Here is a 19,437-nt window from a genome sequence, read left to right on the forward strand (position 1 = left end):
CGTGAATGACACGCCGCCGCCGTCGATCGGGCAGATGCTGGAGTGGGATACCTCATCCCTCCCGCTTCTTCCTGCCCTGGGAGTTGTTCTTGCACTCTGGTATTGGACTGGCGCTCAGCGAGTTCGCGCGAGTGGGCGACCATGGCCGTGGCATCGGACAGCGTGTTTCCTCGGTGGGTGCCTGCTGCTGATCGCGGTGACCGGACTGAAGGTCGAGAGCTACGGCTACGAACTCTTCAGCGTCTGGATGTTCCAACACCTGACGCTCTCGATGGCGATCCCGCCGCTCTGGGTACTGGGCTCGCCGGGACTGCTGCTACTACGTTCGACGCCGCACCGAGGAATAGGAAAAGGCATTCTCGCGCTTGCCCTCTCGGCATTGCGCAGCCCGCCGGCGCGGTGGATGCTGCACCCCGGGTTCACGATCCCGGTATTTCTGTTCAGCTACTACGGGATCTACCTGTCGCCGATCTTCGACACCGTCTCGGCGTTACCGGCTGGACACGTCTTTCTCGAGATCTTCTTTCTCGCCAGCGGTCTGCTCTTCATCATGCCGGTGCTCGCCACCGGCCCACTGCCGGTGCGACAGAGCTACCTCGGCCGGTGTTTCGACCTGTTCGTGGAGATGCCGCTGCACGTGTTCATCGGCGTCGTACTCATGATGGCGACAAAGCCGCTGCTGACCACGTTCGTGGATCCGCCTCCGGAGTGGGGCGTGGACGTGATGCAGGATCAGCAGCTGGCGGGCGCCCTCGCGTGGTCGTACGGAGAGCCCGTCGCGCTGGTGGTGGTCGTGATCTTCGCGATGCGCTGGAACCGCGACGACAAACGGATGAATGCCGACCTGGACCGCCGCGCCGAGATCGACGGCGACAGTGATCTTGAGGCGTACAACAATTTCCTCAGATCACTGAACGCCGCCGAGCGGCCTGAGACTCGGTAGGCCGGTGGCCCTCAGACGCCGCCGCCGGCGGGCGTCGGCGCCATTGCGTCGGCAGCGGCCGGGGTGTTCATCTCGCGTGCGACAAATGTTTCGAGGTGGAACAGGTTGTCGCCGGCGCGGTCGACGATGGTGAGAAGTGTTGTCATGCTTGCCACTTCCTCGACCTGCTCCTTGAGGAACCACTGCATGAACTGCTCGCCCAGGTAGTCGCCGGTATCGCGCGCGGTGCGTGCCAGCTGCGTGATCTGCTCCGTGACCGTCTTCTCCTGCTCGAGTGCCAACTCGACCGGAGCCCGGACACTGTCGAACTTCGTCACGACGTCGTCGATGCCCGGAACGTCCACGTCGAGGTCGTTGTCGAGCAGGTACTGGATCATCATCATCGCGTGACCGCGTTCCTCGGTGGCCTGGCTGTAGAAGCGCGCGGCCATCTGCGGAAGATCGTGTGCATCGAAGTACACCGCTACCGCGATGTACTGCTGCGATGCAGTGAACTCGTTACGGATCTGCTGACGCAGCAGAGTGGTGAATTCGCTCGAGTTCTTCGCCTGTGTCATCCCAACAGGTTACTGGGTCGTCGCCGCTGAGAGGGAGCTACTTCTTGTCGAGCTGATCGATGACGAAGCCCACAGTTTCCGGTCGGTACCCGTAGACGAACGAGTCCTTTTCGCCGACGTACCAATCGCCGCACTGAAAAGAACTGCCCTTCTCGACCCCCGTCGGCCACCACTGTGCGGACAACGATGCGGGACGAGTTTCGACGGTGGGTCGTGCGATGCAGCTGTTGTGATCTATCTCCGCGATGTTCGCAGTCATTCGCAGGATGCGTTCGTTGCCGGTGGTGCGGATGACCTCGTCGATACCCGTTGCGCCGGCGGGAACCCAACTCGGCAGTGTGTCGATTCCGTTGGATGCTTGTGCAAAAGAGAAGGTTTCGGTTTTTTTGTACGCCTTGGAGTCGTCGAACTTCTCGAAGGTTCCGGAGCAGGACGTCACGAGTGCAGCAGCTCCGACGGCGGCGGCAACGACGGCGAGAGTGCGGAATCGGCGGTATGTTGTGTTCATACCTTCACGGTATTTTTCGGCCGCCGATTCCGCGTCCTGCCGGAAAGCGATTTGTTCGCCGGGCTTGTCCTCCCGCGGTACTACCGGAACTCAGGGCGATTACCCCGTGGTGATCAGATCCTGTGGAATCTGCTGATCGTTGGCCAGGGCGTCGAAGAACTGCGAAGCGCGCGCCTTGTCCCACAACAACACGTTGCCCGAACCGTCCACGTCCTCGAAACCGGCGACCGGAACCGTCGTGGTGGTCATCCCGCCGCGAAGCGCCCAGGCGAGTGAGGCCAGATTCCAGATGTGATCGCCTTCGTCGACCTGTAGAGATTTGGCGGTATCGGAGACGAGTGGCCACAACCGGAACGGATTGAGGAACGTGGTCGGACTCGTCGCCTTCGACAGCAACGCCGACATGAACTGGCGCTGGTTGTTCATGCGGTCGAGGTCGGCGAGCGCCGTCGCGCGAGTTCGCACGAACCCGAGTGCGTCCGAACCCTTCAAATCCTGGCATCCGGCGGGGAGGTTGATCCCGGCCAGCGGATCGTCGATCGGCTGTGCCAGGCACACGTTGACGCCACCGACGGCGTCGACGATGCCGGCGAACCCGCTGAATCCGATCTCGGCGTAGTGGTCGATGCGAAGCCCCGTTGCCTCTTCGACGGTCTGCACCAGCAATGGAGCGCCACCGAAGGCGAAGGCGGCGTTGATCTTGTCCGACCCGTAGCCGGGAATCGGAACGTACGAATCGCGAGGGATGCTGACCATCGTCGTCTTCCCACTTTTGGGGACGTGGACCAAGATGACCGTGTCAGTGCGCTTGGGACCGGTGTCGCCGCCCGTCGCAAGGGCTTGCTCCTGCTCGGGGGTGAGCCCCTCACGACTGTCGGAGCCGACGATCAGCCAGTTCGTGCCCGGAGTATCGGCGACGCGTCCCGCGTAGTCGGGCAGCGCGTCGATTCGATTGAGGGAACTGTCGACGTAGTAGATCGCGCCGGCCAGCGCGAGCAGCAAGACCAACAACGTGATGCCGATACGTTTACCCCAGCTACGACGCTTGCGGGGGCGTCGCTGCTTCGGAGGTTCGGGAGGGCGCGGCGGGGCGTTCGGCGGGGTTCGGCGCGGCGGTGCGGGCGCATACTTCGCCTGGCGCTGCGGATCCTGACGCGGCGGGCCCTGCCTGCGCGGGTCGTCCTGAAACGGTTGCGGGCGCTGGGTCGGCGCCCAGTCCTCACGCCTGGGCTGCTGCGGCGCTTGTGGTGGGACCTGTGACCAGGCCTGATTGGCCGGATTCTGCTGCTGCGGGCGTCCGTCGCGGCGAATGACCGTCGGCCCTTCCGGCGGCATCGGTGGACGCCGCTGCGGGGGTGGGCCCTGACGGGGTGGATTCTGGCGTGGAGGGTTCTGCCTCGGAGGCATCGGTCCACGCGGAGGTGGCCCTGGCGGCTGGCGCCGCGGAGGGCGCTGAGGATATTCGGAGTCGCCGGTCACCAGTTCACGGTACCGGTCACGGCAGCCAGGAGATGTGATCGCGCAGGAGGGCGTAACCGATGAACGCCACCATGTCGATGAGAGCGTGGGCGATGACCAGCGGCCAGAGTTTCCCGGTGCGCTGCCAGTACCGGCCGAACACGAGCCCCATGATCACGTTTCCGACGCCGCCACCGAACCCCTGATAGAGGTGGTAACTGCCGCGCAGGAGTGACGACGCGAGCAGTGATTTGTTCTCGCTCCAACCCAGCGTTCGGAGGCGAGTGATCAGGTAGGCGACGACCAGCACCTCTTCGGCACCGGAGTTCGCGATCGCGGACAGTACGAGGATCGGCACTCGCCACCAGTGATCGTCGAGCGCGCTGGCCTGGACGGTGAGGTTGATGCTCAGTGCCTGAGCCACGAGATAGAACAGCAGACCGGGGAGACCGATCACAGCGGCGAGGCCGAATCCCGGAGCGATGTCGCGCCCGAATCGAGGCTTGGGGGTCAGTCCCGCAGCACGTGGACCGATCCCCGAACGCCACAGTAGATAGAGTCCCAGCGCTGCCCACGCGAGAAGCTTTGCGACGCCCAGCAATTGGCGCGCCAGGTCGATCCAGTCGATGGCGGCCCGTGACGGGTTGAGTGCAACCGTCTGATCCGAGAGCGCAACCGGCGTCGCCAAGGATTCGGCGAGTGAGAGGATCCCGGACAATCCGCTGAGTCCGAAGGTGACCAGCAGGACGATCGTGATCTCGATCCAGACTCCGCGTCTGGCGGCCGGATCGAGGGCCGGGCCGGCCGGGACGGGAGTCGGCGGCCGTAACCAGGTGCGGACGGTTTCGCGGGCATTCACCCGCGCAACGCTAGCCGTTTGATGCGCCGCCCGATCGGAGGCCGTTGAGGAAAGGGCACCCGACCAGCATGCGGATGGCGCGGCTCAGCGCGGGAGCGTCGTCGACGGGGTTGGCGAACGGCATCCACACGTCGCGGTCACCGGTGTGATCCTCGACCCGCAGGCGAAGTCCGTAGCGGTCGATGCCGAGTGGGCGAACGCGTCCGGTGCGCATGTACGGGGGAAGCTTGCGCACGAGCAGGTCCACGAGGTCGCGGTGGTCTTCGTCGAGATGCTGCAGCCATGCGGTCTCCATTTCCCAGAAGGGATCGGGGCTGGCGTTCAGCAGTTCGTCCACGGCGACGGGTTCTGCCCCCGTTGAATCAGCGACTACAGCCGAGGCCAGGCTCAAGCGAAGGAGGACCGAGGTGTGGCCGATGTCGAGGAGCCCCGGGTGTGGATGTTCGGATGCGACGTCGTCGGCGAGAACGCGTGCCTCGTAGTCGGGCACGGCGTGCAACGAGCCGCGAAGCCACACGAGGGAGCGCACGGGCTCACGCAGCCGCAGTGGTGCGTGATCGGTGATCTCGAGGACGGCAGGCAGGCCGCCGCCGCCGGAGTTCCAGGCCAGAGCCGCAGCAGCGGAGGCATGTGGGACTGCAACGACGACGTCACCGTTCGAACGCAGGTGATGCACCGACGTGACGGTGGGATCGCTGCCTTCGATGGCGAGAACTGCGTCTTGTGCGCGCACACAGGCGCTGCGGACGCGTTCGGCGGTGGACGGGCCGGTGCTGGTCTTCGTTGCCATGCTGCCCCCTTGGCGGGTGTTCTCTCGAACTCCATCGGATGATGAGGTAACCCTAACCTAAGGCGCTTCGGTGTGAATCGCAAGACTTTTGCGCAACTCGCGTGGAATCCGCCGCCTGCGCCGGGGTTACGGTTTGTCTGTGGCCATTCCTCTCTCACTCGGGCTGCCCGCCCCGAGAAACTCGCGCGGACTCCTCGAAGCACTCTTTCTCCCGGTTGTTCCGGCGTCGGTTCTGATCGGTGGCGAAGCAGCAGGCCGGGTTGTCGTCCGTCTCGATATCGATCCGGAAGAACTGCGTGCGGACACGGAAGCGTCGTACGAGGCCGTCCGTTTCGACGTCGACGTCACCACCGACCAGATCGACGACGCGATCGCGCTGCGCCTGCCCGCTCCGCTCGCTGTGTATGTCGACGGCGGCGAAGAGGATCTGACACCCGCCGAAGCGGCGCTGCGTCTGTGCGAAGGTGGCCGGATCCCCGGACTCGCCGCCGGTCTTACGCCCACCGAAGTGGCTGATTTCCTGGCGGTACTCGCGCACGAGTCCGTCGGTTTCGTAGCCCGCGCGGCCGACGGCGACGAGGTGATCGCCCTGCTGTGTGGCACCGTCGCTGCACTGCGCGGCGACGACGTGCGCGCCGCGATGGTCGATCCGAAGCCGGAAAAACTTGCCGCGCTGATCCCCGAAGCCGCGTCGGCCATGCGTGAGGTGCTGCTCACGATCGAGGTCGCGGATCTGCCTGCAGTGGAAACGGCTTTGCGTGCCGCGGGTTTGCAGTGACCGGCGTGGGTCGGTGCGTAATCTTTTAGGCGTGCCAAGAATCGCGTATTTCGGTCCGTCGGGAACCTTCACGGAGATAGCTCTCGCCCAGTTGGAGGCTGAGGGCGCGTTCGGCGAAACCGTCGAGCGAGTACCGGCAGGCAGTCCGCCGGCGACTCTCGACATGGTTCGCGACGGTTCCGTGGACGGAGCCGTGGTTCCCTTCGAGAACTCGGTGGAAGGCGGCGTAGCTCCGACGCTCGATTCACTCGCTCTCGGTTCGCCGCTGCAGATCGTCGCCGAAACCGATCTGGACGTGAGTTTCTCCATCCTGGTTCGGGCCGGGACCACCGCCGATCAGGTCCGCACGATCGGCGCGTACCCGCATGCGGGCGCGCAGGTCCGCGGATGGATCGCCGAGAACCTGCCCCAGGCCGAGGTGGTGCTGGCGTCGTCCAACGCCGGTGCGGCCCTGGATGTGCAGGCCGGAACCGTCGACGCCGGTGTGTCCACGGCTTTGGCAGGTCAGATGCTCGGACTCGACAGCCTGGCGGACAACGTCGCCGATGTAGGCGGCGCCCGCACACGTTTCGTGTTGGTCACCAAGCCGGCCCCGGTTCCGGCGCGGACCGGTGCCGATCGCACCGCGCTGGTGCTTCACCTCGACAACGCTCCCGGCTCCCTGGTGCGTGCACTCTCCGAATTCGCCGCTCGCGGTATCGATCTGACTCGGATCGAATCACGGCCGATGCGAACGGAATTGGGCACGTACCGGTTCTTCGTGGACTGCGTCGGACACGTCGAGGACTCGCTGGTGGCCGAGGCGATGCGTGCGCTGCATCGTAAATCCGGAGTCCGCTTCCTGGGGTCGTGGGCGACAGCGAATTCGACCGGGCCACAACCTCCTTCGGACGAAGAAGCGATTCGGTGGATCGACGAACTCAAGCATGGAGGGGGAGAACGATGACCGGAAGGCTCATCCTCGTTCGGCACGGTCAGACGGAGGCGAATGTCGCCAAACGTCTCGACACCGCACTACCCGGAGCAAAGCTCACGCCGGAAGGGTTGGCACAGGCCGAGACGTTGGGCATCGGCCTGGCTTCGGCGCCGCCGCTGGCACTCGTATCGTCGTTGGCTTTGCGTGCCCGGCAGACTGCAGGTTTCGTGGAGCAGGCCGCCGGCGTATCCCTGGATGTGCGGGACGGATTGCACGAGGTGCAGGCCGGTGACCTCGAAGATCGTACCGACGAGGCCGCGCACCGACTGTTCATGGAGACGTTCCATCACTGGCACACCGGCAACCTCGGCGCTCGCATCCCCGGTGGTGAAACGGGATACGACGTCCTGGAGCGATACGTCCCCGTCGTCAATGCGCTGCGCGAAGAATTTCTCGAAGGCTCACGAGACGGCGGCGACATCGTCGTGGTCAGTCATGGTGCAGCGATCCGTCTTGTCGCAGCCCAGCTTGCCGGTGTCCCCGGTCTGTTCGCAGCCAACAACCACTTGGCCAACACCGAGACTGTCGAACTGTTGCCTTCGGTCGACGGCGGTTGGGAGTGCCTGCGCTGGGGAACCGTCAACCCGCCGTTCGAGCACCGACTCATCCCCGGTGCCGACGACGTGATGGGCTGACGGCCGGCGTCACCACCAACCGGTCTGGACGCTCAGTTGGCGCCCTAGTTCAGCGGACAGCGTTCTCACGTAGCTGGCTGTCAGGTGGTGGGAATCGTGATACACCAACACATTTCCCTCCACGACGCGGCACAGCTCCGGTCCGCACACGCCGTCGCTGAGGTCGAGTAGACGGACGTTGGTCAGATCGCCGATTGCCGACGGCGCCGGATTGACGTCGCTGAGCATTTCGGACCGTGGCATCGCGCAGTGATCGGGTGACGTGGTTGTCGCCAGACAGTCGATCGCGCGGTAGGCGACGCCGTCGTGGTGCAGCCAGGGGGTATCGCGGATGGCGAGTACGTCGATACCGTCGCGCTCCAGTTCCTCCCACACGTGTACGTAAGACTCGGGCGTCACGTCGCCAGGGCCGTCGGAACTCGGCCTGGTTGCCGTCGTGAACACGAAATCGGGTGAGGCGTCGGCCAACTCGGTCAGTACTCCACGCGACCAGTCGACGCAATCCGGATAGTCGTTGTCCGACAACGTCTGCATGGAGTCGATGGTGAGCGGGCAGCCCATCTTCAGATACGTGTCGACGCGGAACCCGTGACTCTTGCCGAGTTCGTCGAGCGCAGTGAGCCAGTGCTCGGAGTGCGAACCACCCGCGAGCGCGATGGTTCTGTCTGCATCGGCGTCGCCGTAGGTGCAGTGGACGACGTCCCGCTCGAGAAAATCGGCGATACAGCCGTCGAGCGTACTGGCCGGAAGGTCCAGTGGCGCATCGAAGATCGAGGGAACCATCGACGCCTTAGGTACTTCGGCACCGTCGGTGAGCGCGAGTGCGCCGGGATGGGTCGGGAGGTCGAGGGTGTCGACTGCCCGCTGGCCCGTCGTCTGGCTGCTCGCGTACGACTGCCAGGCGACCGAAGCGGCGAGGACCACGGCAGCGGTGACGACGCAAGCCAGGACGGTGTACCGGCGCGAGCGGCCTCCGCGCTCCACCGGAACCTCGACCAGGCGCCGGAGTGCAAGCGCCCCCGCGACGGAGAGGGCGATGATCAGTGCCCCGCCGAGCAGGCCGGCTTCGGGGCGTCCGGTGATCACGAGTGCAAACACCAGAATCGGCCAGTGAATCAGGTACAGCGCGAATGCGAACGAGCCGAGCCACGTCAGTGCCGGATGGGCAAGAGTCTTCGACGTCCAAGGCGTGTCGTCGCCGACTCCGGACAGGATCAGCGCAAGAGTGGCCAGCACCGGCACCAGCGCCCACGGGCCGGGGAACTGCTGGGCGCCGTCGAGCACTATGCCGCACAACAGGATCGACGAAAGCCCCGCCCAGCCGATCGTTGCTCTGACCGAGAACGGCAGGGATGCGATCTGCCGACTGCGTGTGCTGGTCATCAGAACGGCCAGCAGACCACCGAGGGCCAATTCCCACAACCTGGCGCCGGAGTCGTAGTACGCCCAGGCTTGGTGACGCGAAGATTTGGCGAGTGCGTAGAGAAAAGATCCTGCGGTCAGAACCAGAAGGGTGACCGCGAGTGACGGGCGGAAATAGTTGGGATTCACGCGTGAAGCGACATAAGCGATCACGGAGACCAGTGCGATGGCCAGGAGATAGAACTGACCTTGTACGGCCATCGACCACAGGTGCTGCAGGGGAGTGACCGAGCCGTCGGCGGCCAGGTAGTCGCTTGCGGTGCTGGCGAGCTGCCAGTTCTGGAAGAACCCGAGCACCGCGATCAGTTGATCGCCCAGATCGGCCCAGCGTGTGCGTGGCAGCAGCAACGCGGTCCCCAGTGCGGTCAAAATGCTGACCACCGCGATCAGGGGGAACAGCCGCAGAAACACCCGCCGCAGTGCCGGGACCGGGTTGAGTGAACCCCCGGCTTCGGCGCGTCGAACCAGTGAGCCGACGAAGAAGTATCCGGACAGAACCAGGAAGACGTCCACCCCGCCCGATACCCGTCCGAACCAGACGTGGAATACGACCACCAAACCGATGGCGAGGCCACGCAGTCCGTTCAGGTCTTGTCGGTGCGGTGTTGTTGCCCGTTCTTCGTTCGGCCGGTCGATCGTGGCGACCGAGCCTTGTTCGCCCGGTGACGACGGTTGACGCGAGAACTGCATGCTGAAGTAAGGCTCCGGGCGTTGAAGGGACGCCCCGAGGTTACCCGGAAGTCTCCGGCGCCGATTCCTCGAGTTCAGTTACCAGAGCGTTCACGGCTTGTCGGAGGCGATGGGGTGTTCCGGAACTGATGGACGTCCATTCGGTGCCGTCGGCGGCCCGAGTGGTCGAACCGACCAGCCGACCCGACAAGGTGTCGTACACAGTCACTGCGCCGGTCATGAGCGTCGTCGCTCCCAAACTGTGTGGTATTCCGACCAATTCGGCGAAGGCGGTGCATGTGACGATTGCGCTACCCAGTTGGCGCGCGTCGTCTTCGGGTATCCCGGCGTTGATCAAGGCCGAGCTCACGCTGTCTGCATCCGGGCCGACGCCGAATGCCAGGCTGAGCATCTCGGTCGGTGCGTTGATCACGGCAATCGGCATTGCTTCGGCGCTGCCGAGCGCGGTGACAACGGGTGCAGTCGGTTCGGCGGTGACGCTGCGCAATGCGAACGAAGAACCGGTTGAAGTTGCTTCGACACAAAGGAACTCGCCCTGCGCGACGCAGAGGCGTGAAATCCCTCCACCGACATGCCGACGCAGCGCCAACTCCCACTTGGGGTGGGTCAGGACGCGCAGGCGGGCACTGAGGTCGTGATGGATCTCCCCGCCGGGGAGGAGATCGCGCTCGGAGAGTGAATCTGCCGCGGACTGCATCGCCGTACGGTGAGCGCTCGCACTGCCGTGAACCGTCGCGCCACCGAGAACCACGGGAAGCGCATCGAGTCCGAGTCGCTCACGTACATAGTCGATTTCGTCCTGTGACAGGGCGACGACAGGTAAATTCCACCCCTCAGGTGAGGTGCCGAGATCCACCATCAATGCTCTGCAGTTTCGAGTGCGCCACCGATCACGGACGGGATGACTGTTCGGCCGTCGGCGAAGTGCTCGAAGTGCTTCAGGTAATCGGGTGTGTCGTGCTCGGTCTCGTCTTCAGATTGGGCCGCATGACGGCCGCCGGCGATCGGCGCAGATCCGCCTGCGGTTCGGGCCGGATCCACCTTGACGGTATGCGCGGTGCCCTGAACCGGCGAGGTCACGGGGTTCTGGCGCGTGGCGCTCTGGCCGGTGGAGGGATCAGGAAGAGCGTGCCGACCGGTGTTGCTGCTCGACGACGAGCCCGCGATTGCTCCGGCTCCTGTAGTCGCGGATGCTGCGCTGACCTGTGCCGGTGCCCGGCTTGCCCACGGGGTGCCGAACAGTGATGGTGTGGAAGCGCCGAGTCTTGCGCCGCCGAGTCCCGCGCCGCCCAGTCCGGTGAGTCCTGCTCCTGCCGTCGCGAGAGCTGATGCGGCAGTGGTGGCGCCTGTGACTGCGGTGGTGGTGGCGCTGGCTGCGGTGGCAACTCCACCGGAGATGGCACCGGCCTGTGAGGCAGCGGCGGCAAATACCGGGTTGGAAACTACGGATGCGACAGCAGCGGTGGCGGCGCGCACGGGATCCGCGATTGCGTCAGCGAGCGTGGATGCCGCTTGCACGACGGACTGTCGTGCGGCGCTGCCTGGGCTTTCGGCCGAAGCGGATGCCCCAGCTGTGGGTTCCGCGATGGACGGTGGTGAGTCGAAGTTCTGCTGCACGGCCAGGTGGGCCGTTGCGGCGTCGTACGTTTCCATTGTCACCGCCGCTCGAATTTTGAGAGCTTCTTCGGCAGCCTCGGCGGCGGCGGCACCGCCGACCAGGGCACCGCCGATGGAGTACGCGGCTACCTTTGCCGCTTGAACTGCCGCGATCTCCGCCAGCGACGGCATGGCCAGGGTGGCGACGGTGTAGGAACCGGACTGTACTTGGGCCTTACCTGCGGTTTCTCCCGCGAGCAACGCGGCCGCTGCAGCCCATTCCTGGAACGGTGCGAATTTGCTCAATGCGGCATCCGCTGCTTCTCCGGACCACCCGGTGCGAAGATCCGCCATCACGCGAGAGATGGACGCAGCGGTGTCGGTGAGTCCGGACGACACGGTGGACCAGGCTCCGGCCGCCACGCCGAGAGGGACCGGCCCGGCTCCGGCGACCAGTGCTGCGGAGTTGGGTGCTGCGCCCCGTGGATACCAGATGACGCCGGTGATGCCGACCATTGTTCTTCCCCCCAGGAAGTGTGACTGTGTTGCCGAGTTACCGAGTTCGATTTCTGTCGATCAGATCGGTGCGGCTGCCAGGCTGGACTTGGTGAGCTGGTCTTCGAGCTCGTAGGCAGCTGCATTCTTGCGCAGAGCTGCCGCAGCCGCGGTGAGCTCCTCGATTGCCCGATCGGTGGACGAGGCAAGGCTGCCCGAGATGGTGTTGAAGTAATTTGCCGCGCTACCGGACACTTCCTCGGATCCGGCTGGGAGAACGCGTAGCGTCGGCTGCGCAGTAGAGACGATTCCGCGCAATCGCGTCGCCGCAGACTCGAGTTCCAGTGCGGCGGCAACTAGGGCTTGAGGGTCGACGTGCATAGTGCCGAACTCCTTCCTGACCAGGGCGGATAAGTGGTCGGGAGGCCGTGCGCACAGCCGTCGATATTCCCCCCGCACATACTTTGATGCATACCGCCCGCTTTTGGTTCCCCCCGAAATCGGACGACTTTGTCCTCAGCCCCAGCCGAGTTCGTGCAACCTGTCTTCTTCGATGCCGAAGTAATGCGCGATCTCGTGGATGACGGTCACTGCAACCTCGTGAACTACCTCGTCCTCGGATGCACAGATATCGAGGATCGAATCGCGGAAAATTGTGACCGTGTCCGGCAGGTACCCGCCGTAATGAGAATCCCGCTCGGTCAGAGCGACGCCCTGGTACAAACCGAGCAGCCCCGGTTCTTCCTCGTCACGTGCTTCGACCAGCACCACGACATTGTCGATGGCCTTCGCAAGTTCCGGCGGAATCAGATCTAGTGCCTCGCCGACCAGTTCCTCGAATCGGTCGGGCGTCATAGTCACTGTCATGGCTTACGACGGCGGAGCTGCGCCGGGCAACGGCGTCGGCAACGACCGACCTTCCGGTGCAGCGGGTGGCGGAACCGGAGCGGCACCGTTGATCAGGATCTCGCCCTTGGCGCTTCCGGTGATCGCGGCAAACCCGCCGGTTTCGACCTCTTTGCCGATCGAACAATTGACTCGGCGGCTACCGGCCAACCAGCTTTCCAGTGAAATGTTGTCCCAGAACAGCGTCAGCGTCTTGTCGCGAAGTGCGTCTGCGGAACCCAGGTACTCGTTGGATGCCTGAGTACAGACGCCTTCGAGATAGCGGTCCTGATCTTCCACCGACGGCATCGCGCCGGGGAACTGAGTGCCGAGGTCGATCACCGAAATAACTTCGTATGCATGCGGTTTCGCACAGTCGACCGGATCGGTCGGGAGGTTCTGGTTGATGCCGATGCACGTGCCGACGTCCCACACGTTCGACTGGTCCTGATCCGCCACGCGGCCCGCGAACGGTTGAAGTTCGCCGGTCGTCGTCGAGAACTGCAAGCCGCAACGCAGTGCGCGCTCGCCCGAGGCCCAACCGGATTCGCTCGGGAACATCAGGCCGACGCTGAACTTGCCCTTGGGATCGAATTTCGAACCGAGGTAGGACATGACGATGGGTGTGCAGTGCTCGTCGCGGAGTTCGGCGAATCGAAGGGCGCCCGGGTACCGGGAACCGGGGCCGAACTCGGCGCCGGGGAACACCGACAGGTCGAGTGGACCGGCGACCTCGAAGCGATGCTCACTTCCGCACTGAACCTTCGACATGTCCGTGCGGTCCCCGCCCGACTCGGTCGCAGGCGTCCAGTTGAGGCAGTCTCCGGCCGCAGCCGCGGTGAAAGCGTCGTCGCGAGTAGATCCCGTCGCTGCGGGACCGCCACCACTGACACTGACCGAGGACGAGTCGTCCTTGTTCAATCCACCGGAAATCGCGATCGTTGCGATCGCGGCGACCACCGCACCTACCGCCACAGCAGCCAGGACCCGACGGGTGCGACTCGCGGAGACAGTTTTCTTCGCCGGCGTCCCCTGGGGATCGGCCGGATCTGGCGACTTCTCGATCTTGTCTTCGGACATCGATTCCATCATGCCTGTTGCCGTGGCGATATCGAACCTTCACTACAAAACTCACAATCGCGTCTGTGAGTATTTTGTAGTCATGAGCGAAAACACCCCACTCGATCCCGAGGCTGTCGAGCTGGCGGGCCGGCTCTTCGACATGGCACGAACCGGTGATGCAGCCGGGCTGGCGTCGTACGTCGATGCCGGAGTTCCCGTCAATCTGACCAACGAGAGTGGCGACACGCTCGTCATGTTGGCGGCGTACCACGGTCACGCTGACGCCGTCGTTGCCCTGATCGAGCGCGGCGCCGACGTCAACCGGCCCAACGACAAGAACCAGACGCCCCTTGCCGGAGCGGTCTTCAAGGGCGAGGATGCGGTGGTGAAAGCGCTGGTGAGCGGGGGAGCCGACCCGAAAGGTGGACACCCGACGGCGGTCGACGCGGCTCGGATGTTCGGACGCGAGGACTACCTGAGTCTGCTCGAATCGTGATCTCCCCCTCTCCGACGTGGACGTGACCGTCGGAGAGCTGCAGTGAGTGGGTAAAGTTCGAAGTCGTGATTGACCTCAAGTTTCTCCGTGAGAACCCCGAAATCGTCCGCGAGTCGCAGCGCACCCGTGGAGAAGATCCAGGACTGGTCGACGCTCTGCTCGAAGCCGACGCGTCCCGACGCGCTGCCGTTCTGACCGGAGACAACCTCCGCGCAGAGCAGAAGGCCTTCGGCAAGAAGGTCGGACAGGCATCTCCGGAGGAGCGTCCCGCGCTGCTCGAAGGTTCCAAGGAACTGGCCGCAAAGGTCAAGGAAGCCGAGGCCGCGCAGCACGAGGCGCAGGCCGCGCTCGACGCCGCACACCGTGCGATTTCCAACGTCGTACAAGAAGGTGCGCCGGCCGGCGGCGAGGACGATTACATCGTGCTCGAACACGTCGGTGAGATTCCGAAGTTCGACTTCGAGCCGAAGGATCACCTCGAGCTGGGCGAGTCGCTCGGCCTGATCGACATGGAACGCGGCGCCAAGGTTTCGGGTTCGCGCTTCTACTTCATGACCGGCTACGGGGCCATGCTCCAGCTCGGACTGCTGCAGTTGGCTGCGCAGAAGGCGATCGCCAACGGATTCACGATGATGATTCCGCCGGTGCTCGTACGCCCGGAAATCATGGCGGGTACCGGCTTCCTCGGTGCTCACTCGGACGAGATCTACCACTTGCAAGATGACGACCTGTACCTCGTCGGAACTTCCGAGGTGCCCATGGCCGGCTACCACTCGGGCGAGATCCTCGAACTGAACGAAGGCCCGAAGCGCTACGCCGGTTGGTCCTCGTGCTTCCGCCGCGAGGCCGGAAGCTACGGCAAGGACACCCGCGGCATCATCCGTGTCCATCAGTTCGACAAGGTCGAGATGTTCACGTACTGCCGTCCCGAGGACGCCGACGCCGAACACCAGCGTCTCCTAGGGTGGGAGCGAGACATGTTGGCAGCCATCGACGTTCCGTACCGCGTGATCGACGTCGCCGGCGGAGACCTCGGTTCTTCGGCTGCGCGTAAGTTCGACTGCGAGGCATGGGTCCCGACGCAGGGCACCTACCGCGAGCTGACATCGACGTCCAACTGCACGACGTTCCAGGCCCGCCGCCTCGGAGTTCGGTACCGCGACGAGAACGGCAAGCCGCAGACGGCCGCCACTCTCAACGGCACCTTGGCTACGACGCGCTGGATCGTGTCGATTCTCGAGAACCATCAGCAGGCCGACGGCTCGGTGCGAGTGCCCGAGGCATTGGTGCCGTTTGTCGGCACGGATGTGCTTCGCTGACACGCTGAACCAACACAATCAGGGCCGCGACGGACTCCGTCGCGGCCCTTTTCGTACTTTCGTACTGGTAGGTTTGGAACTTTTTCTGAACTGACGAAATATCAACTTTTTCCCGCCGATTGGCGCGGTGACCACCAAAAGCGTTGTCGATGGGCCGCTTTGGCGATAGTTTTGCGTTCAATCGAGTTTCCATACCCTGCCTTTCCATCCCGCGTCTGGTGATACGAGGGTGAGTCCGGGGTGAATTGGACAAGTGTCTTGCCAAAAGTAGTACACGTACTAGTTTTTTCGTTATGTTGTGACGGCGCGCACACGTTTTGTCCGAATCCACTGCTCATGTTTGCCCTTCCGAAGGAAGTGCCCATGCCCCAAATCTCTCAGTTGCGGCGATTCGCCGTGCCCATAACCGGAACCGCCATGGTCGCCGGAATGCTGCTGGTCGGCACGCCCGCGTCAGCTGCTATCTCGACCACCGGTTTCAAAACAGCGTGCGTTGCCGGATCGATTATCGGAGACGTCCACAAGGCCACCGACAACCTCATCACGGTCGACGCCCCGGCTTCTGTCCAGCCCGGCGAGACTTTCACCTACCGAATTCAGCCGAGCGGAACGTCATATCCGGACAAGGACTCCGGAGCGACTACTACGAACTTGTCACGTCTGAAAATCGACTATGCCATCCCGAGCAATGCGACGTACGTTTCCGCTACCGTCGTCGCAGGTACCTCCATCGGACTCGACAATGTCGCACCGAATGTTCTCAGAGTCAACGATTCTGGCAATGTCGACGGCAGCGGCGGGATCCTGCGGTTGTCAGGAAACAACCAGGTGATCGGCAACAGTCCGACGACGAGCACGAACTCGGAGGGTGGAATTCGAGTACCGAAGTCCAAGAAGAACCTCGATGGCTCGACAAACGGCAACGGAGACACGTGGTTCCGACTTCCCGCAGTCGACGTAACAATGGTCGCTGGTGCGACGGGAGTGATCCAGCCGAAGGTGAGGACCGCGGGTGCGGCCGGCAACCTCGGTGCCAGCGAAAACTTCAGCACTCAGCTCGCAAAGGCGAGTTTCCTTGGTACACAGTGGGCTCCGACCCGGTGCTCGCCTCGCGAGAACAAGGACACCACGCCTCTCAACGCTGGTGCAGGTCCACTCGCGACGATCAGCATTGCTTCGGCTCCGGTGGATGTCGAGACCACGACGTCACTCTCGGTTCCGGCTACTGCCATCACAGGTACGGCGGTTGATCTGACGGCCACCGTGGCTCCGAACAACGCTGTCGGCACGGTGCAGTTCAAGTCGAACGGCACGGCGATCGGCACTCCGGTCACGGTGACTGGCGGTGTTGCGACATTGAGCCATGCGTTCGATGCTGCTGGTGCGCAGAGTGTTACGGCTGATTTCACTGCTGGTGCAGGATTTGTGAGTTCGTCGGCGTCGGCTCAGACGGTGACCGTTTCTGATCCGGCTCCGGTGGATGTGGAGACGACGACGTCGCTCTCGGTTCCGGCGACTGCCGTCACGGGTACGGCGGTTGATCTGACGGCGACGGTTGCTCCGAATACTGCTGTCGGTACGGTGCAGTTCAAGTCGAACGGCACTGCAATCGGTTCCCCGGTCGCGGTGAGTGGCGGTGTTGCGACTCTGTCGCACGCGTTCGATGCTGCTGGTGCGCAGAGTGTTACGGCTGATTTCACCGCTGGTGCAGGGTTCGTCAGCTCGTCGGCGCCTGCTCAGACGGTGACCGTTTCTGATCCGGCTCCGGTGGATGTGGAGACCACGACGTCACTCTCGGTTCCGGCGACGGCGATCACGGGTACGGCTGTTGATCTGACCGCTACCGTGGCTCCGAATACTGCTGTCGGTACGGTGCAGTTCAAGTCGAACGGCACGGCAATCGGCTCCCCGGTCACGGTGACTGGCGGTGTTGCGACATTGAGCCATGCGTTCGATGCTGCTGGCGCTCAAAGCGTTACGGCTGACTTCACCGCTGGTGCAGGGTTCGTCAGCTCGTCGGCGTCGGCTCAGACGGTGACCGTTTCTGATCCGGCTCCGGTGGATGTGGAGACCACGACGTCACTCTCGGTTCCGGCGACGGCGATCACGGGTACGGCGGTTGATCTGACCGCTACCGTGGCTCCGAATACTGCTGTCGGTACGGTGCAGTTCAAGTCGAACGGCACGGCAATCGGCTCCCCGGTCACGGTGGCTGGCGGTGTTGCGACTCTGTCGCACGCGTTCGATGCTGCTGGCGCTCAAAGCGTTACGGCTGACTTCACCGCTGGTGCAGGGTTCGTCAGCTCGTCGGCGCCTGCTCAGACGGTGACCGTTTCTGATCCGGCTCCGGTGGATGTGGAGACCACGACGTCACTCTCGGTTCCGGCGACGGCGATCACGGGTACGGCTGTTGATCTGACCGCTACCGTGGCTCCGAATACTGCTGTCGGTACGGTGCAGTTCAAGTCGAACGGCACGGCAATCGGCTCCCCGGTCACGGTGACTGGCGGTGTTGCGACATTGAGCCATGCGTTCGATGCTGCTGGCGCTCAAAGCGTTACGGCTGACTTCACTGCCGGTGCTGGCTTTGTGAGTTCGTCGGCGCCTGCTCAGACGGTGACGGTGTCGGATCCGGCTCCGGTGGATGTCGAGACCACGACGTCGCTCTCGGTTCCGGCGACGGCAATCACGGGTACGGCGGTTGATCTGACCGCTACCGTGGCTCCGAATACTGCTGTCGGTACGGTGCAGTTCAAGTCGAACGGCACTGCAATCGGCACTCCGGTCACGGTGACTGGTGGTGTTGCGACTCTGTCGCATTCGTTCGATGTTGCTGGTGCTCAGAGTGTTACGGCTGACTTCACTGCCGGTGCAGGGTTTGTGAGTTCGTCGGCGCCTGCTCAGACGGTGACGGTGTCGGATCCGGCTCCGGTGGATGTGGAGACCACGACGTCGCTCTCGGTTCCGGCGACGGCGATCACGGGTACGGCGGTTGATCTGACCGCTACCGTGGCTCCGAATACTGCTGTCGGTACGGTGCAGTTCAAGTCGAACGGCACTGCAATCGGCTCCCCGGTCACGGTGAGTGGCGGTGTTGCGACTCTGTCGCACGCGTTCGATGTTGCTGGTGCGCAGAGTGTTACGGCTGACTTCACTGCTGGTGCAGGGTTTGTGAGTTCGTCGGCGCCGGCTCAGACGGTGACCGTTTCTGATCCGGCTCCGGTCGACAAGGCGACAAAGACGGTGCTGAGTGTTCAGGGTGAAGCCAAGGTCGGACTGCCTGTTGATCTCTTCGCGACAGTGTCCGAAGATCCCTCGGACGCCCTGGTGCCTTCCGGCGGAACGGTCCAGTTCAAGATCGGTGGAGTCGATCAGGGTGCCCCGGTCGCGGTTGTTGACGGAGTTGCCAAGCTCCCGCACGTGTTCGGAGCAGAAGGCACCTTTGTAGTCTCGGCTGTATTCAGTGGATCCGGTGTGTTCACGTCGTCCACTGCGGAGTCTGTCGACGTCAATGTCACGGTTCCGACCCCGTCGGATGTCGAAAGCTCTACGTCGTTGACGGCTCCGTCCTCGGCAAAGGTCGGCACGGCGGTGCAGCTGAAGGCTGTGGTCAGTTCTTCCGGCGCGACGTCGGGAACCGTCCAGTTCTTCGACGGAACGACTCCGATCGGAACTGCCGTTGATGTTGTCGGTGGGCAGGCCGTGCTGAGCCACACCTTCACCACGACCGGCAACCATTCGATCACCGCGGTCTACAGCGGAGCCCAGGGCGTCACGGGTTCCACGTCGACTGCATCGGTTGTGAACGTCGGTAACGGGGGTGGTGGCTCCGGTTCGCTCGGTTCACTGTCGCTGCCGTTCGGTTCATGATTCTCCGATGATGTGATGCCCCCTTGCGCCCATAGGTGCAAGGGGGCATTGCTCTTCGGGAATCGCTGATTGGTCGTTAGCTGAACTATTGGCAATTC

Annotated in this window: 18 protein-coding genes; 7 read left to right on the forward strand and 11 right to left on the reverse strand. The window is 63.7% G+C overall.

Annotation, left to right across the window (positions count from 1 at the left end; all coding sequences use genetic code 11):
• Position 1: 1 nt before the first annotated feature.
• Positions 2–943, forward strand: a complete 942-nt coding sequence (locus tag ATN38_RS22390; RefSeq protein WP_042920585.1) for a cytochrome c oxidase assembly protein — start codon at positions 2–4, stop codon at positions 941–943.
• A gap of 11 nt (positions 944–954) precedes the next feature.
• Here ATN38_RS22390 and ATN38_RS22395 read toward each other — a convergent pair whose 3' ends face one another.
• The 5 genes from ATN38_RS22395 to ATN38_RS22415 all read right to left on the reverse strand — a co-directional run bounded on the left by ATN38_RS22395 (position 955) and on the right by ATN38_RS22415 (position 5,115).
• Positions 955–1,500 (reverse strand): ferritin, encoded by a 546-nt coding sequence (locus tag ATN38_RS22395; RefSeq protein WP_003944176.1) that lies wholly within the window; start codon positions 1,498–1,500, stop codon positions 955–957.
• A gap of 37 nt (positions 1,501–1,537) precedes the next feature.
• Positions 1,538–2,008 (reverse strand): hypothetical protein, encoded by a 471-nt coding sequence (locus ATN38_RS22400; protein WP_218748695.1) that lies wholly within the window; start codon positions 2,006–2,008, stop codon positions 1,538–1,540.
• 99 nt (positions 2,009–2,107) lie between these two features.
• Positions 2,108–3,343 carry an LCP family protein gene (locus tag ATN38_RS22405; RefSeq protein ID WP_007736010.1) on the reverse strand — a complete coding sequence of 412 codons (1,236 nt, stop codon included), beginning with the start codon at positions 3,341–3,343 and terminating at the stop codon, positions 2,108–2,110.
• A gap of 160 nt (positions 3,344–3,503) precedes the next feature.
• On the reverse strand, positions 3,504–4,325 hold the full coding sequence (locus ATN38_RS22410) for a CPBP family intramembrane glutamic endopeptidase (protein ID WP_218748696.1): 822 nt from the start codon (positions 4,323–4,325) through the stop codon (positions 3,504–3,506).
• 10 nt (positions 4,326–4,335) lie between these two features.
• Positions 4,336–5,115: a DUF2470 domain-containing protein gene (locus ATN38_RS22415; protein ID WP_003945406.1), complete on the reverse strand. Its 780-nt coding sequence runs from the start codon at positions 5,113–5,115 to the stop codon at positions 4,336–4,338.
• Positions 5,116–5,254: 139 nt separating this feature from the next.
• On the opposite strand from ATN38_RS22415, the gene ATN38_RS22420 reads away from it, so the two are divergent.
• Genes ATN38_RS22420 through ATN38_RS22430 form a run of 3 tightly spaced genes read left to right on the forward strand, consistent with a single transcriptional unit; the run spans position 5,255 to position 7,504 of the window.
• Positions 5,255–5,893, forward strand: a complete 639-nt coding sequence (locus ATN38_RS22420; protein WP_007736015.1) for a hypothetical protein — start codon at positions 5,255–5,257, stop codon at positions 5,891–5,893.
• Between the two features lie 31 nt (positions 5,894–5,924).
• Entirely contained in the window at positions 5,925–6,839 is a 915-nt protein-coding gene (gene pheA, locus ATN38_RS22425) for a prephenate dehydratase (RefSeq protein ID WP_003945402.1), read from the forward strand.
• Positions 6,836–7,504, forward strand: a complete 669-nt coding sequence (locus ATN38_RS22430; RefSeq protein ID WP_042453186.1) for a histidine phosphatase family protein — start codon at positions 6,836–6,838, stop codon at positions 7,502–7,504. The genes pheA and ATN38_RS22430 overlap by 4 nt, the downstream gene beginning before the upstream one ends.
• A gap of 9 nt (positions 7,505–7,513) precedes the next feature.
• Here ATN38_RS22430 and ATN38_RS22435 read toward each other — a convergent pair whose 3' ends face one another.
• The 6 genes from ATN38_RS22435 to ATN38_RS22460 all read right to left on the reverse strand — a co-directional run bounded on the left by ATN38_RS22435 (position 7,514) and on the right by ATN38_RS22460 (position 13,684).
• Positions 7,514–9,616 (reverse strand): acyltransferase family protein, encoded by a 2,103-nt coding sequence (locus tag ATN38_RS22435; RefSeq protein ID WP_218748697.1) that lies wholly within the window; start codon positions 9,614–9,616, stop codon positions 7,514–7,516.
• A 40-nt stretch (positions 9,617–9,656) separates the two neighbouring features.
• Positions 9,657–10,475: an ESX secretion-associated protein EspG gene (locus tag ATN38_RS22440; RefSeq protein WP_218748698.1), complete on the reverse strand. Its 819-nt coding sequence runs from the start codon at positions 10,473–10,475 to the stop codon at positions 9,657–9,659.
• Entirely contained in the window at positions 10,475–11,728 is a 1,254-nt protein-coding gene (locus ATN38_RS22445; RefSeq protein ID WP_218748699.1) for a PPE domain-containing protein, read from the reverse strand. The genes ATN38_RS22440 and ATN38_RS22445 overlap by 1 nt, the downstream gene beginning before the upstream one ends.
• Before the next feature lie 60 nt (positions 11,729–11,788).
• Positions 11,789–12,088, reverse strand: coding sequence for a PE domain-containing protein (locus ATN38_RS22450; RefSeq protein WP_063315263.1), 300 nt, complete (start codon positions 12,086–12,088; stop codon positions 11,789–11,791).
• A gap of 135 nt (positions 12,089–12,223) precedes the next feature.
• Positions 12,224–12,574: a metallopeptidase family protein gene (locus ATN38_RS22455; RefSeq protein WP_007736028.1), complete on the reverse strand. Its 351-nt coding sequence runs from the start codon at positions 12,572–12,574 to the stop codon at positions 12,224–12,226.
• Between the two features lie 3 nt (positions 12,575–12,577).
• The gene (locus ATN38_RS22460; protein WP_374104627.1) at positions 12,578–13,684 is read right to left on the reverse strand and encodes a septum formation family protein; all 1,107 of its coding nucleotides are present in this window, start codon (positions 13,682–13,684) and stop codon (positions 12,578–12,580) included.
• 70 nt (positions 13,685–13,754) lie between these two features.
• Between ATN38_RS22460 and ATN38_RS22465 the strand changes: the two genes are divergently transcribed.
• The 3 genes from ATN38_RS22465 (at position 13,755) to ATN38_RS22475 (ending at position 19,339) form a co-directional block, all read left to right on the forward strand.
• Complete coding sequence (locus ATN38_RS22465) at positions 13,755–14,150, forward strand: ankyrin repeat domain-containing protein (RefSeq protein WP_003945404.1); 396 nt, start codon at positions 13,755–13,757, stop codon at positions 14,148–14,150.
• Between the two features lie 65 nt (positions 14,151–14,215).
• Entirely contained in the window at positions 14,216–15,469 is a 1,254-nt protein-coding gene (gene serS / locus ATN38_RS22470; protein ID WP_007736032.1) for a serine--tRNA ligase, read from the forward strand.
• A 363-nt stretch (positions 15,470–15,832) separates the two neighbouring features.
• Positions 15,833–19,339: an Ig-like domain-containing protein gene (locus ATN38_RS22475; RefSeq protein WP_256932078.1), complete on the forward strand. Its 3,507-nt coding sequence runs from the start codon at positions 15,833–15,835 to the stop codon at positions 19,337–19,339.
• The last annotated feature ends 98 nt before the right edge of the window (positions 19,340–19,437 follow it).

This window comes from Rhodococcus sp. FH8 (assembly GCF_019266085.1).
In the GTDB taxonomy this organism is placed as follows: Bacteria; Actinomycetota; Actinomycetes; order Mycobacteriales; family Mycobacteriaceae; genus Rhodococcus_F; species Rhodococcus_F qingshengii.

What these genes read in the sequence shown, in the direction of transcription:
- ATN38_RS22395 (WP_003944176.1), bottom strand. Translation starts at nt 1,500, where the DNA reads ATGACACAGGCGAAGAACTCGAGCGAATTCACCACTCTGCTGCGTCAG.
- ATN38_RS22400 (WP_218748695.1), bottom strand. Translation starts at nt 2,008, where the DNA reads ATGAACACAACATACCGCCGATTCCGCACTCTCGCCGTCGTTGCCGCC.
- ATN38_RS22405 (WP_007736010.1), bottom strand. Translation starts at nt 3,343, where the DNA reads ATGCCGCCGGAAGGGCCGACGGTCATTCGCCGCGACGGACGCCCGCAG.
- ATN38_RS22415 (WP_003945406.1), bottom strand. Translation starts at nt 5,115, where the DNA reads ATGGCAACGAAGACCAGCACCGGCCCGTCCACCGCCGAACGCGTCCGC.
- ATN38_RS22430 (WP_042453186.1), top strand. Translation starts at nt 6,836, where the DNA reads ATGACCGGAAGGCTCATCCTCGTTCGGCACGGTCAGACGGAGGCGAAT.
- ATN38_RS22435 (WP_218748697.1), bottom strand. Translation starts at nt 9,616, where the DNA reads ATGCAGTTCTCGCGTCAACCGTCGTCACCGGGCGAACAAGGCTCGGTC.
- ATN38_RS22440 (WP_218748698.1), bottom strand. Translation starts at nt 10,475, where the DNA reads ATGGTGGATCTCGGCACCTCACCTGAGGGGTGGAATTTACCTGTCGTC.
- ATN38_RS22445 (WP_218748699.1), bottom strand. Translation starts at nt 11,728, where the DNA reads ATGGTCGGCATCACCGGCGTCATCTGGTATCCACGGGGCGCAGCACCC.
- ATN38_RS22450 (WP_063315263.1), bottom strand. Translation starts at nt 12,088, where the DNA reads ATGCACGTCGACCCTCAAGCCCTAGTTGCCGCCGCACTGGAACTCGAG.
- ATN38_RS22455 (WP_007736028.1), bottom strand. Translation starts at nt 12,574, where the DNA reads ATGACAGTGACTATGACGCCCGACCGATTCGAGGAACTGGTCGGCGAG.
- ATN38_RS22460 (WP_374104627.1), bottom strand. Translation starts at nt 13,684, where the DNA reads ATGATGGAATCGATGTCCGAAGACAAGATCGAGAAGTCGCCAGATCCG.
- ATN38_RS22465 (WP_003945404.1), top strand. Translation starts at nt 13,755, where the DNA reads ATGAGCGAAAACACCCCACTCGATCCCGAGGCTGTCGAGCTGGCGGGC.
- ATN38_RS22475 (WP_256932078.1), top strand. Translation starts at nt 15,833, where the DNA reads ATGCCCCAAATCTCTCAGTTGCGGCGATTCGCCGTGCCCATAACCGGA.